General features: G+C 54.5%; 11 protein-coding genes. 1 reads left to right on the forward strand and 10 read right to left on the reverse strand.

Going from position 1 to position 14779, the window contains the following annotated elements:
- Window positions 1-442 precede the first annotated feature (442 nt).
- Window positions 443-1906, reverse strand: coding sequence for an aminotransferase-like domain-containing protein (locus AABA21_RS04125; RefSeq protein ID WP_338247720.1), 1464 nt, complete (start codon window positions 1904-1906; stop codon window positions 443-445).
- 186 nt (window positions 1907-2092) lie between these two features.
- On the opposite strand from AABA21_RS04125, the gene AABA21_RS04130 reads away from it, so the two are divergent.
- A complete protein-coding gene (locus AABA21_RS04130) occupies window positions 2093-3031 on the forward strand; it encodes a DMT family transporter (RefSeq protein ID WP_338247721.1) in 939 nt (312 codons plus the stop codon).
- A 144-nt stretch (window positions 3032-3175) separates the two neighbouring features.
- Here the strand turns inward: AABA21_RS04130 and AABA21_RS04135 are convergent, their stop codons facing one another.
- The 9 genes from AABA21_RS04135 to AABA21_RS04175 all read right to left on the reverse strand — a co-directional run bounded on the left by AABA21_RS04135 (window position 3176) and on the right by AABA21_RS04175 (window position 14456).
- Complete coding sequence (locus AABA21_RS04135; protein ID WP_338247722.1) at window positions 3176-4303, reverse strand: type 2 lanthipeptide synthetase LanM family protein; 1128 nt, start codon at window positions 4301-4303, stop codon at window positions 3176-3178.
- Window positions 4304-4305: 2 nt separating this feature from the next.
- On the reverse strand, window positions 4306-4821 hold the full coding sequence (locus tag AABA21_RS04140) for a DUF4135 domain-containing protein (protein ID WP_338247723.1): 516 nt from the start codon (window positions 4819-4821) through the stop codon (window positions 4306-4308).
- Complete coding sequence (gene lanM, locus AABA21_RS04145; RefSeq protein WP_338247724.1) at window positions 4818-6413, reverse strand: type 2 lanthipeptide synthetase LanM; 1596 nt, start codon at window positions 6411-6413, stop codon at window positions 4818-4820. Before lanM ends, AABA21_RS04140 begins: the two co-directional genes overlap by 4 nt.
- A gap of 238 nt (window positions 6414-6651) precedes the next feature.
- Window positions 6652-6972, reverse strand: a complete 321-nt coding sequence (locus tag AABA21_RS04150) for a mersacidin/lichenicidin family type 2 lantibiotic (protein ID WP_338247725.1) — start codon at window positions 6970-6972, stop codon at window positions 6652-6654.
- A 222-nt stretch (window positions 6973-7194) separates the two neighbouring features.
- On the reverse strand, window positions 7195-10503 hold the full coding sequence (locus tag AABA21_RS04155) for a type 2 lanthipeptide synthetase LanM family protein (protein ID WP_338247726.1): 3309 nt from the start codon (window positions 10501-10503) through the stop codon (window positions 7195-7197).
- A 158-nt stretch (window positions 10504-10661) separates the two neighbouring features.
- Window positions 10662-10994: an NHLP leader peptide family RiPP precursor gene (locus tag AABA21_RS04160; RefSeq protein WP_338247727.1), complete on the reverse strand. Its 333-nt coding sequence runs from the start codon at window positions 10992-10994 to the stop codon at window positions 10662-10664.
- A gap of 282 nt (window positions 10995-11276) precedes the next feature.
- The gene (locus AABA21_RS04165; RefSeq protein WP_338247728.1) at window positions 11277-12350 is read right to left on the reverse strand and encodes a dipeptidase; all 1074 of its coding nucleotides are present in this window, start codon (window positions 12348-12350) and stop codon (window positions 11277-11279) included.
- Between the two features lie 77 nt (window positions 12351-12427).
- Window positions 12428-13219 carry an SDR family NAD(P)-dependent oxidoreductase gene (locus AABA21_RS04170; RefSeq protein WP_338247729.1) on the reverse strand — a complete coding sequence of 264 codons (792 nt, stop codon included), beginning with the start codon at window positions 13217-13219 and terminating at the stop codon, window positions 12428-12430.
- Window positions 13220-13283: 64 nt separating this feature from the next.
- Window positions 13284-14456 carry an N-acetylglucosamine-6-phosphate deacetylase gene (locus AABA21_RS04175; protein ID WP_338247730.1) on the reverse strand — a complete coding sequence of 391 codons (1173 nt, stop codon included), beginning with the start codon at window positions 14454-14456 and terminating at the stop codon, window positions 13284-13286.
- Window positions 14457-14779: the final 323 nt, after the last annotated feature.

A 14779-nucleotide genomic window follows, 5' to 3' on the forward strand; every position in this document is an offset into this window, starting at 1 on the left:
AGGCTTTTTATGTGCCGTGAAAGAAATCGAGACGAATTATATAAAAAATAGAGGCGATTAATGAAGAGTTTGATGATCAGTGTTTGCTCTGGCGAAAATACTCTATCCACGACAAGAGCGCATCTCGGGCTGACAGGCCAGAACACGGTGAACCGAAACGCAAGGAGTTCAGCGAATATCTACAACAAAGGAGAACAACTTAATTCAGTATTCTGAACTCCTGGAACTAGTGTAGTCTATTTTGATGCAGTAAGGCAACGAAGAGGACTTATTTCTATCTATATATGATCCCAACCGAGCGAAAGTTGCCAGGAGAACAGCCGCATAAAGTCATTTGGAGCTCATCTAATTTTTTCATGTTGCCCACTAGAATTGTAGAAAAAAGTTTTATTTTGCCGTATCTATGAGTTAAAATGCGAATATTCGTTTTATGTATAAGGAGCTAGAGCAGAGCAGAACCAGGATTCTGATGCTTCTCCAACCTGGTGAGGTAACATTTCCAGGCCTGTTCCAGGCGTGTGAGACCGACAAGCAGTTGTGCTGGTTCGCAGATGTAGGAGAGACGAATATAGCGAGTGTACTCCTCGTTGACGGAAAGCATCGGGCCGGGAGTAATCAGAACATCGTGGCGCAGCGCCTCCTGGGTAAAATCACGCGCCTCCCCTGTGGGAAGTTGAACCCAAAGGAAAAGCCCGCCGCTGGGATGGTGCCATTGCCAGTCAGGCAGATGGTGCCGCAAGTAGGTTTCCATATATGCCTGCCGTTCGCGCAGTTCATGCAAACGTTGCACCAGGAACGTGTCCAGGTCGTTGAGTAGGGCGGTGGCCATGACTTGAGCCAGCAGGGACGACCCCAGATCCTGGACTGTTTTGAAGCGTGCCAGGCGAGCGATCATCTCGACGGGCGCGCGCACCCAGCCAATTCTCATGCCACCCCACACCGATTTGCTCAACGAGCCAAGCGTGATCACGGTACGTTCTGGATTGAGTGCCGCCAGCGGAGCGAGTGGAGAACCAGCCCAGCGAAGATCAGCCATGGTCAGGTCTTCTACCACCGTCACGCCGTACTCGCTCGCCCATTGAAGCAGGCTCCGCCGCTGGCTCAGCGAGAGATCACTGCCTGTGGGATTATGCAATGTTGGCTGGAGAAAGAGCCAGGAGGCCGCGCCAGAGATGATCTGCTGACGCAACTGAAGCATATCCAGGCCATCCTGCGTGACGGGAAGAGCAACGCAGCGCAAACCAAGGGAACGCACAACATCCAGCAAGCCGAAGAAAGTCGGAGTTTCCAGGTGGACGACATCGCCATGCTGCAGACAGCAGGAGGCAAGAAGCTGGATCGCCTGCTGCGCGCCGGTTGTGACGAGAATCTGATCGGCGGTGGTCGGGACGCCGCGCTGGCGAAAATAGTGTGCGATCGCCTGACGCAGGGGCAGGAAACCGCGCGGTATATAGCCATAGTCCTGCACGAGAGGCGCGAGGGTATCGGCAGTGGGGAGATACGGTTGGAGAGAAATACCCTGTGGCCAGGCCACGGCCCCGGTGGCCAGGTCAATCTGTTCAATTTGTTCGGCCAGAAACGCGTCGTAGACCATGCCGTGCGCCAGTAGGCTGGTTTGCAGCTCGCGAACTCGTGCGGAATGACTGGCGGGCACCTGGCATACGCGGGTGCCACTGCCATGGCGGCGCTCAATCCAGCCTTCGGCCTCCAGGGCCTGGTACGCGGCTACAACGGTGGTGCGACTCACCCCCAGTTTGCGGGCCAGCACGCGCTCTGCGGGCAGACGAGTGTGGGCCTGCAATGCTGTTGTTTCGATCGCTCGGCGCAAGGCCGTCGCCAGACGCTGGTAAAGTGGCCCCTTGTCCTGCGTCCACAAACCAAGCACTGATAGGATATCTCTCTGCATAAAATAAGTCCACTTCTGTGCTGAATGGCCCTTAAAATATCAGTCCACTTCGATTATAGTCTCAAGAGGAAGCCGTTTGACAAGAGCGAGCAAGTTCGGTGGCGAGGACCAATTCCCTCCACTGCCAGGGAAATGGGAGGCCCATTTTGTTGCGAAGCTCCTCTGTTTGGAAGAAAGAGATCGTTGATGGATACAGTCCCTGTTCGTCCTGCTGTCTCTGAGCAGCCAGAGACAATGATGGTCCACCGTGCGGGGAGGGACCGCAATCGTGCGGTCTGGCTTGGTGGACTGGGCGTGTTGTGCTTTAGTTTGACCTTGCCAGCAACGCATCTGGCAGAAACAGGATTCGGCAGCGTCACGGTCGGACTGGGACGCGCGCTGGTAGCGGCGGTCCTGGCTGGGATTGTCCTTCTGGTCAGGCACGAACGCGTCCCTCCCAGGCGTACGTGGGCCAGCCTGGTATGCGTGGCTGGCGGGGTGGTCGTCGGCTTCCCACTCTTCTCGGCACTGGCTCTGGAGGGAACGCCGGTAGCGCATGGCGCCATTATCTGCGGGCTGTTGCCCGCGCTGACCGCCGTCGGTGGCGTTTTGCGTGGGGGCGAGCGGCCACGCATGCTCTTCTGGTTTAGTTGCATCGCGGGGATGCTGGCGGTGCTGCTCTTTGCCATCGTCCAGGGCGGCGGTCATGTGCAGATCGGCGATGTCTGGATGCTGGCCGCAGTGGGAGCGGGCGCAGTGGGCTATACCGAAGGCGGGCGGCTGGCGCGCGAACTGGGTGGTTGGCGGGTGATCTGCTGGGCATTGCTACTCGCCGCGCCCGTGCTACTCTTGCCGGTTGGGTGGAACCTGGTCCAGGATGGCATCCACAGCAACCTGCTGGCCTGGATCGGTTTTGCCTATGTCGCGCTGGTGAGCATGTTCCTGGGATTTTTCGCCTGGTACGCCGGACTGGCGCGTGGTGGGATCGCGCGCATCAGCCAGTTACAACTGCTCCAACCCTTACTCACCATCGTCTGGGCCACGCTGTTGCTGGGTGAGCATCTAACCCTGCTCACCGGTGCTTCCGCGCTCCTGGTGGTGCTGTGCGTCGCCATAGGGCAATGGAGCAGGCTACATCGCGCCTGAGCAAAAATGGGCCATGGTCATTGCCAGCTGATATCGCGGCTACGCAATGCTATCAAAGCTTGCTTCCTCTATGCCAGGAGTAAGGAGGTCCTCCCTGGAAAGAGGCTCTTTCCAGGGAGGACCTCCTTACTCGCAATATGCACATCAAAGGCGCGGCACAGGAGCCTCCAGGAGCAAAACAGAGGGCACAGTATCCGGGTCCGCAAGTCGCAGCAACTCATAGCCAATACCGGCCAGGCCAGTCATGAGCCCTGGAGTTTCTACCGCTATGGGAACACCGGCCACCCAATCCTGCGTTTTCTGCTCATCCAGGAGAGCACCGGCCAGGCGATAGACGCTTTCGTGAAGCTCGGGGATACCGAGTGTTCGCGCTGCTACCAACAACGTTTCGAGGTTACCCATATCACCATGGCAGAGAGAATGGTTGATGCCAAAACCAGAGTCCGCTGTTGTCTGGCAGGCCGTGATGATTTCCTCGCGGATGATAGCGTCATCCAGATAGGGCAGGCATGCGAGCCGGGCCAGTCCGATACCGGGCGCACCATGACACCATGCGAGCATGAACGTTTGCCGCTCACCATCCGCAGGTTTTTTTCCCTCATCTCCCTCGCGCAGATCAAGCCAGTTTCGGACCTCCGAAACATACAGCGTCCGTTCATAGGCCAGAGCGTCCAGGGCTGTCTGCTTGAAACGCTCAATTCCTGTGAGCGAGAACAACGCGAGCAGACTATAGGCAATTCCAGCACACCCATGCGAAAAGCCTGCCAGGGGTATCTCCTGCTGTGGGGTTTTCCAACCGCTGCCTACCTTCATTGTGCAGGAATGCTGACACAAATGCTCCCCACACTGGATCGCGGCAACCAGAGCCGACTGAGAAGAAGTGACGCGATGAACAGCTAGTAGAGTCAGGATACATCCAGCCACCCCACTGATAATGTCAAACGTGGTGTCTTTTGCAATCAACGGTGGCAAGAGGGCAATCAGTTCCTCGCACGCATCAAGCAGTGCAGGCTCATCCCAGAGGCTTGCCAGGTGGCAGAAGAGATAAATCAAGGAACTCAATCCCTGAAAAGCTCCCGGGCCCCATTGCTGCTTCGACTCATCCAGCGTCGCCTGCAGGGTTTTCAGCGCGGCTTTGGCGAGCATGGTGCTGTGTTCTTCGCCCGTTACTTTCCCGAGGTAGGCCAGAAAGAGGATAATCCCGCTGGCTCCATCATACAGGTCTGATCCAGCGAATTGGACACTCCACTCATGTTTATGGATATGCGCCACGGTCAGCCAGCCTGCTCCTGGCCCTTTCTCGTCCCAAAAGCCAGTTGGCTGAGTCGCCTGCCGATCTGAGAAGCCTGGGCGAGAAGGCGATCCCGTGTCGCAGGGATAAAGGTAGATGGCAGTTTCCGTGGCTGGCGGCGGGCGCGCTGAGCTTCGACGAATAAACTGGTAAGCGACGCTTCGATGAACCAGCATTGCCGCTGTAAATCTTCCTCGCTCAGGTGTTGGACGAGTGTCTGTACAGAGAGGGCCCCTGACTGTTGAAAGAAATCAGAGAGCCGCTCTCCCCGGCAGGTCCAGAGATCGCGAGAGTTCACGCGCGTTGTAAAGAGAGGAATATCTCCTCCCAGCAAAGCCGCCCGTTCCGCTGCGACGATACGAGCGGGATACGGCCATTTCTGGCAGTCAAAAAACAAACGATCAAGATAGCGATCGCGATCGAGACCATCACGAACGTTGTTGGGGTGCAGGCTGCCTCGTAAGAGCAACATATAGAGATAGGTTGGACGAAGAATCACACGTGTCTCATCATCCAAAAACGCGGCAGGTAATCGGTAACGAAGACCTCCCTCTGTTTCATCAAAAGACGATACATGGTGGTAAATCCGGTCAGCAGAGCCTCTTTATAGTCCAGAAGCGCGATGTCCTGCCCGTTTAGCCGGGGAAGATTCTGATAGGCCTTCAATTCCATGTGCTTCCTGGTCAGATGCATTCGATCAGTTCCGCTCTCTTCCCACATGGAAACGGGGAGCGGAGAGCGCTGTTTACCCCACCCACCCAGTCCGCTGATGTCGATCCCTTCATCCGTATCACTGGCATGGATACGGTACGGCAACAGGCCAACGCGTAAGACAGAATGGCGAAGCACGCTGGCTGCTGGGTGCTCAGCGCCCCGCGGTACACTCTCATTGGGATGGAAAAGGGCCTCCAGGTCAATCAGGAAAGGATGTTCCCCAGCGGCAATCACATTCTCCGCGTGAAAATCCAGAGCTTGCAGCGCGTAGAGCAGTGCGAGATACCCTCCCTGCCGTTGATAGAAACGCTGCACGTCGGCCTCGGAGGAACAATCGTGAGGGGCAACATATTCAGTCCACCCATAGCTTCCCCTGTCAACTATTTTCATCGTTGCCAATGGTGGAGAGTATCCACAGGCATTGAGCCAGCTCAAAAGCTCTTGAAAGTGGACATCTATGGCGAGCGACTTGGGTTTATACACAAGCTGAAGCCCATGACGAAATTGCAGCAGCAAAACAGTACGGCCTCCACGATGAGCATCTCCTGCGCCCACATGGATACGCATCAATGGGCCGGGGTCTGTTTCAGGACTAAACCTTGCGCGGAGTTCCGCCCAATCCGCACAGAGATGGTCAAGGAATTCCAATCCATACGTTACCCAGTGCTCAACAGTGGTGACGAGCTGGCGGGCAAGCACAGGATATTCTTCGAGAAGAGTGGAGATCTGACCATGGCAAAGGAGATCCACAAAAGATGCAAAGCGTTGCTCTGGTGTCTCTCCCTGCAAGCGTTGTTGAACGCGGTACATATGCATCTCAAGCACCAGGGTTCTGGTGAGGAGATTTCTAAACTGGACTGAGAGAGAGGCAAAGAGCGAGGAGAGCACAGCAGGTGTATGGAAAGGACAGATGGTATACTGACGTTCCAGGCGCTCAATGCCCGAGTACAGGCGAGCGCGAGCCTGGCGCAAAAGTGGCTCGACAGGCTTGAGAAATGGAGACATTGAGCGCTCTTCCTCACCTGGTTTGGGCAGCAAGGCTTCATCCTGAGGCGTGGGAGGCGCTGCAAAGGCTTGAACAAGTTCTGTTGTCCATCCGGCAGAGGTAAGGAGAGGAATGACAACAGATGGTTCCAGGAGGGTGAGTAAATCTTCCTCTGTTATGCCGTCCAGTTCCAACCGTTCCAGAAACGCGAAACCATCTTTGAAGATAGATTGTTCTTGCCAACGCTGCAAGCGTTTTCTTGCCTGATCCCCGTGGGGAAAAGGAACGGTAGTTCGCCGTGCCTTCAGGGCTGACAGGCGCTCAGCCAGCGTAGAGGCGCGATACCAACTGCTCTGTTCCTGAGAAAGCGTGTTCTGCTGATCTATTCTCACATTGACTCCATCTATGCTTCTTCTATCTTCTGTGCATTTATGATCGCATTGTACAAAATCATAATTTTTCGTTTTATATCCGAATGATCACGTATATTTGTCCTTCAAACGCTGCAGAGAAGCATGTAAATATACTCTTTGTACATTTTTTACATGATTCTCTGCAAGAAGTGAGAGCCGCAGGTGCAAGCCCAAGATGGTAGCAGAAATCAAACCCACTCTCGAAGAGTAAGCGTTGCTAACACCAATTCCCTACCAGATCTTTTGTGCCGCAAACCTCCCATCCCACGCCGGTCTGCGCGCATGGATCCTCGTACTGTGGTTGGGGACCATGAGATCGATAAATGCCGCCAGCTATCTTTGCGAGTTCCGCATCACTCAATTCCTCGGCTCCGGCAGGGCTTTCATGAATGCGGTAACCCTGGGCAATGAGGCTGGCGCGATACTCCTCGTCTTTCCAGACACGCACTACATCAATGCCTGCCGCTTCGAGGCTGCTGCGATAGGCCTGGTCTTGCCCGGCCCGCACAAGGTCAATCTCACGTTTCTGATTCGCCATACATAGGTCCTTTCCTGGTGCCTCGGTCTCATGACCAAGGCCATATCATACCGCAATAGTGTGAACAGGAAGCTATAGCCCATACCACCACCCAGCACTTATTTTTTGCTGTAGCTATATGGAAAACGATAGCAATTGAGTTTTTTGAAACATTATTCTGAACACAATTTTGCTTGCTCCATGGTTTTGCGAACCGTCAGTAGAGGCCAGTATCCCGAAATGTTATTCCCATAACAGGACGGATGGCAGTACAGCGGGGTACGCAACGCGTAACATCTCATATCCGATACCTGCTGTTCCTGTAAAGAAACCTGGACAATAGATTTGTGGGGGCAGGAGGGGATGCAACAAAAACGCTCCTGTCCGTTTCGCCTGCGTCACAATCTGTCCGATCTGGCATCTGGCAGTTTCGGCCAGGTCGGGGCGCGAGAGCCGATCAGCGGCGGCCAGCAGGACCTCGATCCTCCCTGCATTGCCGCAACAGAGATAGTCTAGATCCTGCAATCCCAGACGCCTGGTCGTCTGGAGCGCGGAAGCGATATCGGAGCGAATCTGAGGGGTATCGAGCACCGAGAGGCCACCGATACGGGCCAGGCCGATGCCCGGTGCTCCATGACACCAGGTCGTCATAAAGCCTGTTTGTGGCATCTGCCGCAGATCAAGCCAGTTGTTTGCCTCCGGCACAAACAAGCTGTCCTCATAGTCAATTCCTTCGCTGGCTGCTGTCAGGAAGCGCGTTTGCTGTGTTGCCGCATACAGGCGCAGGAGCGCATAGGAGATACCGGCGGCGCCATGAGAAAAGCCCGTGAGGAATCTTCCACCCATGGTTTTCCAGGATCGCGGTCCCGTTGGAGAGGATACCTGTTCCTGAAGCAAATGGAGACCACAGATGATAGCCTGATCTAAGATATCCTGATCGGAAGAGGTATTGTAGAGCGCTAACAACCCCAGCAGCGCGCCCGCCGCGCCTCCCGAAATGTCGAGCGCCTGATCCATGAAGATACGCTCAGTGGTGATGAGGTGAGCGGCCTGGCTGGCACTGTCGAGCAGGGCTGGTTCGTTCAGCAGAGAGCTCAAGCGGGTCAGAGCATACACAATGGAACCGATACCCGAGGTTCCGCCAATCCCAATATCTCTGATCAGGCGTTCTCCAAAGCGGTGTACTGTTCGCAGCAATGGCTGCACTGCCATGCGGGCCAGTTCACCATAATCAGTGCGACCTGCGACCCGCGCCACGGCCGCTAGAAACAGAGCGATGCCAGCAGAGCCATCATAGAGATCATAACCGACGGTATGGAGCTGATAGCGCTCAGTCTGGGCCAAAAATTTTGGAGCGATCCAGGCCGCACTGCCATCAGTTGCGCGAATGGCCCGCGAGGCAATCTGTTCAGCGATGGCAAGGGCCTGGGTGGTCAACTCTTCCTGGGAAACCTGTGGTAGCGCAGTGCGCATGTCATATACCAGGGGCGTATCTTCTGGCGTTTTCGGCTGGCTGGCGGCGTCACGTGCGGCGCGTGTGTACAGGGCGGCCTGGATAAGGTTGACCTGCTTCTGACAATCCTGGTCATCTAATACCGTAAGCCGAGACATAACCATGTCGGAGCCGGGCTGCTCAAGACAATCCTCGATCTCCTGGCCTGGGACTGCAAACAAGGACGTGCGGCTCGCGGGCGCACTAAAGAAAGGAACATCGCCCTGTTCCATCGCCTGTCGTTCGGCGAGAAAGACGCGCCAGCGCAGCGGCTTCATCTCCGTGTCTCGACGAGCCTTATCGATCCAGAGAACGCCCCGACCTACCATCTCCAGTTGAATACTGCGATCTGCGCCATCGCGCAGATATTTCGGAGCCAGGAGCCGCCTGAGGAGAACAGTGTACACCCTGGTAGGACGATAGAGGAAACGAACCTGCTGCCGCGTCAGATCCTGCAGGGGACTCCAGGGTGCCAGAAGCAACGCACGATGGTTACACAGAAAGCGATACATCTGCTGGAAACCCATCACAAGATCGTCAGCATACTCCTCAACACGCAGGGAAACCCCATCCAGGCTGGGCTGATTGCTCAGTCTGGGGAGCGTAATATTTCGTCGTGCAAGCCGCATATGATCGGTATTGATATACTCCCATACAGCCTCCACCGGGACATCTTGCTCATTAAAACTACCCAGGCCGCTGAGATCATACGCGTATTGTTTATCGGCGCCCACCTGCCAGCTGGGAAGAAGGCCAGACCGCAGCACCGAGTGTGTGAGCAGTTGGAGAGCACGCATTTCCGCGTCGATAGCGTCTCCTTCTTCTTCAAAACGTGCCTGGGGGTGCATGAGCGTCTCCATATCTACCAGAACAGGATAGGCACCGCAGGCGATAAGATTTTCGTAGTGGCAGTCGGTCGCCTCAAGCACGTAAAGCAGACAGAGCAAAACACCCGCGCGTCGATAGTAGTTGTGTGCTTCTCTACGGCTCTCGCACGGCTTCTGTTCTACGTATTCCACCCAACCGTGTGTCGACCGGTTGAGGACGGTAAAAGTCTTGAAGAGGAAAGGGACACCATGTTCATTCAACCATGCCAGAAGATGTTGATAAGCTTCCTCTATACCAATGTCTCTGGGTTTATAGATAAGTTTGCATCCTGAGGCAAAGGTGAGGGAAATGACGCTGCGTTGGCCCCGGTGGGGATCTGAGAGCGACGCCTGAATACTCGTCACCCGTCCCAGTTCGTTTGTACCACCAAACAGGCGTTGAATCTCAGGGAGATCGGCTTCCAACCTGCGCAAGAACTCAACCATGGCCTCGACCCAGAAATCCGTGGTGGTAGCGAGCAACCGGGCCAGAACAGCATACTCTTGAAAAAACGTGCGTAATCCCCCGCCACGCATATACGCGATGAACTGGTAATAATAGGTACGCTCAGCAGTATCCTGAATACTGGCCAGTTGCAATTCAAAGGGTGATTGTTCCTCCAGGCAGTGAATAGAAAACTCGAGGTGGAGTGCGTGGGCGGCAGATGTTGTCAGATTACGCAGCAATGCCCGCTGGAGTGTTCTGTGCGCCTCATCGGTAAGCATGCGATAGGCGACCCCGGCTTGATCCGCCACCTGCCTCTGGGCCACTGTTATAAATGGAACCAGGAGATCTTCAAAAGGCAGCGGCTCTTGAAGATCTATACATGAATGGGAAGCCTCCTCTTTCTCATCATCTGATTGTGGCGCATCGGGTCTGGCAGCAAGGAGGCCCAATGCCCGCTGTAACGTCGCTGTCCATGGTGGAAGCGAGACATCCTCACGCAGACGCATGCCCCCAAGAAGAGGCTGTACACTCACCGGATCCAATCCCGCCCAGGCCAGGCGTTGTTCAAACTGCTCCTGATTTCCTTTCGCGAGTGTACGGCACCATTCGTTGAGTCGATCGGTGATCGTTTCATCATCTGTGGCCGCGCGGTCAGGCACGAGTGCGCCACTCTGACGCTCGTCAATATGACTGGCTGCTGCGACAATACGACGCAGTTCTTGTTCTGTAAGGGGAAGTGCTGACACGGATTCACGACTCCTGGATGTCTTCAAGCCATGGCTTGCCGCAGATCAATGAAGCCGTGTGAAACTGCTGGTGGATGAGGCAAAAATCCTATCCACCAGCAAATAATAAGCCAATTTCTATCAATTGATGTTGCTTTTCACACGACCATACGATGCATTTACATGCAGGGCGTACACAATCCCCCACCCCACGTCGTCACACTATTGCTGCCATGCCCCGAACATGGTAATCCTCCAGAGACCGCTTCGAGATCCGCGTCGGAAAGCTCCTGTGCAGTTGCCGCGTCGCTCTCCGAAGGCAAAACGATATGGAGTGTATCAGGCGAATTCACGTGCACCTGCACGTTCGTCCCGGCGGGGAGCTTGATGCCGAGCTCACGCTCAAGAACAGCCCTCGGATTGTTGAGCATCTCCCGGCGGAGGGCAGCATCTTTCATAGTTCGCGCGAAAAGTTTTTTCTTGTTTTGCTCAGAATCTTTCTTGTCGAACATGTACTTTTTGCCTTTCTTCCATTACTTCTGTTAGAGGATTGCAATACTGTGCTCCCATCCCTTCCTCCACCTTTTCTCACGTTATAGAAACGCTGAAAATCGTGCATTTTGTGAGATGGTTTTTTCAAAAGAAATGGTAGCCTGATTCGAGCTTCCTGGCATCCAGCCGCCTTTGGCAAAAGTTCAACAGAAGAATCTAAGAAAACAATGGAAGCGCCAGATGTACGCGAAAAGGATATCTGCACACAAATGCCCCCAACTGCTTTACAGGTTTTTCAAGGTTCAACTGCTCTTCCACGCCTGACGCAGCAGACGCAACCAGTTGCCATGCATAATCCCTGCAATATCCTCATCCTTATAACCACGATCCGCCAGCAGTCCGGTCAACTGTTGCAGATCGGCGATGGTGTCCAGATCGCACGGTGATTGTTCGCGACCAAATCCGCCATCCAGGTCACTTCCGATTCCTATGTGGCGACTGCTGCCAGCGATCTGGCAGATATGATCGATATGTTCAACGATCTTTGCGAGCTTCACCCCTGTGTTCAAGGTCCAGTTAGGCTGCATCATCCAGATATCAAAGGCCATACCGATCACACCATCACGCTCAATAATCGCTTTCAGCTGTTCATCATCAAACTGGCGCTGATGAGGAACGAGCGTCCGACAGTTATTATGGCTGGCGAGAATGGGACCCTGATACAGTTCTAAGGCCTCCCAGAACGCCTGATCTGAGAGATGGGTCGTGTCCAGGAGGATGCCCAGCCGTTGCATCTCGGCGATAAATTCCCTGCCCTCAGGCGTCAATCCCATCTCCGTACCCGTTCCTCCGGCGTACCTTCCCGGCCCGTAATGTGCTGGACCAATGACGCGTACCCCTTCAGCCTGCCACTCTTCAAGCTCTCCCGGACTCAAAATCGGATCGGCGCTCTCCATGCTGATAAGAAAGCCTAATGGAGGCATAGCGTTCTCATCCGACTTTGGATCCGCATCCCATTGTTGCCATTCAGCCATATGCCGCTCCAGGTCAGTCAGTTGCGAAATAATGCGTATGAGTCCCTCTCGCTCTAAGGCCCGATAGTAGGCAAGCTGACCGCGCGCGGCCCCAAAGGCCTGAACCGCTGAGGCATAATCCACGTGCGGTGTGGCTCGCCCCGTTGAACGCGCAAGCAGTGTGGAGAAACAGAGGGCAATGCGCCCCTTGCGTAATTCAGGGAGAGCGGTAGTACCCTGCCCTCGGCCTGGGCCTGATTGGTGTGCCTCCTGCGAGCGCAGCGTATAGGTCGAGAGCCGCAGGTCGCGGTTCCATTGAAGAGCATTCCATCCCAAATCGAGATGCGCGTCTATGATGAGCATGGCATTTTTCCCTCTCTAATCCCTGGGTGATGATGGAAATTTAGATTATTAGTGACTGCCCCAAATGCTACCTCTGGCTAGTCTTCACCAAAGCCTGTCAGTTCTCTAGCCATACGGTAACTCCCCGCCAGCAAGCCTCCATCCACGACCATTGCTGTGCCGGTTATCCAGGAAGCATCATCTGACGCCAGAAATAATGCAGCACGCGCAATGTCCTCTGGCTCTCCCACCCGGCCTAATGGATACCATTTCGCAAGCCGCTCAAAAAGCTGAGGGTCACGTTCTAGATCCGGTTGAAAGATGGGGGTACGAATGGTCCCGGGACAGATACAGTTCACCCTGACACCTGATGAGCCGTATTTGACCGCCATATTTTTCGTCAGATTGATCATTCCCGCCTTGGCAGCACTGTATGCCTCCTCTCCCAGCCCGTTCAAGCCGTTCACCGAGGCGATGTTGACGATAGCGCCTTGCCCTCGCTCGATCATCCCGGGTAACAGTGCTCTTGAACACAGATAGACGCTTTTGAGGACCACGGCAAGGTTGGTATCCCACTCCTCTTCGGTGATACTCAGAATATCATCGCCAAGCGCGAGACCTGCATTATTGACCAGAATATCCACGCGTCCATACACTTGCAGGGCCTGTGACACGATAGCTTCCACGTCTCGTGCGCTTGCGACATCGGCTACGACCGCCAGTGCTTTCCCCCCCGCTTCTGTCAACTGGCTCACTGTTTCTCTGGCCCGGTCACCAACGCGATCCACCACCACGACCGCCGCTCCTTCTGCAGCGAAGATCTGCGCGATAGCTCTGCCTATGCCTGAGCCACTCCCCGTCACGACGGCGACTCTTTCCTTTAATCGCATACCGCTTGTTCCTCCTTGGTGAAATCAAGTGCGTTTCCTGACAGCACGCTGATCAGATTGTACCTCACGTGTCCTGTTCTGCCTTGCGTTGATAGACAAGCTCGCCATGAACAATGGTCGCCTCGATAATCAATTCCCCGGAAAACTGATCAATGTGAAAGAAGGTGAGATCGGCTGCCGCCCCACTACGAACGGAACCACGCCTCTGCAGTGTATCCAGCCCGAGTAGTTGTACAGGATTCACACTCGCCATTCTCACGGCATCGGCTAACGTCAAACCGGCATAGCGAACGACATTGGCAATGCACTCGGGTAATGAACTGGTCGAACCTGCGAGATAGGGTGTATTGTAGAGATTCAGGCGCCCACCTGGTAATAGCTCCACCTGGCCTCCTACCACTGTTTGGTAGATACCGGGTTCCAGTCCGGCGACAGCGACTGCGTCACTGACTAAAAGAGAGCGCTCAACGCCTTTTGCTCGCAACATCGCCTTCATCACTGCAGGTGGGAGGTGATGTCCATCGCAAATGAAGCTCGCCATCAGTCGGTCCTCTGCCAGTTGTTCCCAGATATAGTTGGGATGACGTTGAATCTGAGCATGCGACCCATTGCCCAGGTGCGTGGAGAGGCGGGCTCCGGCATCAACCGCCGCGCGAATGTCATCTTCTTTAGCGCCTGTATGTCCAATAGCTACAATGACCCCGTCTGCCGTAACAGAACGAATGTACTCAGATACCGCTGGATACTCCGGCGAAAGCGTAATAATACCAATCCGCCCCTCGGCGGCTTCCTGCCAGCGAGCATATTCTGCCAGATCAGGAGGACGCACATGCGCCAACGGGTGAGCACCACGGGGTCCATCTTCAGGTGAGATATATGGTCCTTCGACATGAATACATGAAATAGCATGCGCTACTAAGGGATCGGCCTTGCAGGCTGTAGCAATCGCTTGCAGGGCGTGGCAGATATGAACTTCTGATTGCGTGATAACTGTCGGGCACAAGGCGGTGACGCCTCGTTGCCACAGTGCATGGACCAGGTCGATAATATCCCGGGGCGTCACATCACGCGCGTTGACATCATGTCCCATATATCCGTTGACCTGGATATCGAGCAAACCCGGCGCAATCCACACATCCTGGGCAGTGTGAAGAGATTCAATGCGGCCAATAACACGATCCGTGACTTCTAGTCGCACCGGATAGCCACTCTCGACCAGGCGCCCTTCAAACCACATCGGTATGTATCCTTTCTACTACTACAACAGACAATGAAAAGACAACTCGTTCGCTTCATTGTATAGTGATCGAAAAAGAAACACATATGATCATTTCTGTGCCCGATTTATTGATTATAAATTTGCATGAGCCGGTTGTCAATAAGAGGAGAGCAAGAATATCGATCAAAATCCTTGACAATAGAAAACGACAAATGTTACCATCGAAAAAGAATGATCATTTATTTGGTTCTTTTTTGATCGATAAGTGAACGCGGGACTCCATCAGTGACCGGTCACTGATGGAGTCCCGCGCATTCAAATTCGCCCATATCACCGTAAAG

This window comes from Dictyobacter halimunensis, from assembly GCF_036245075.1.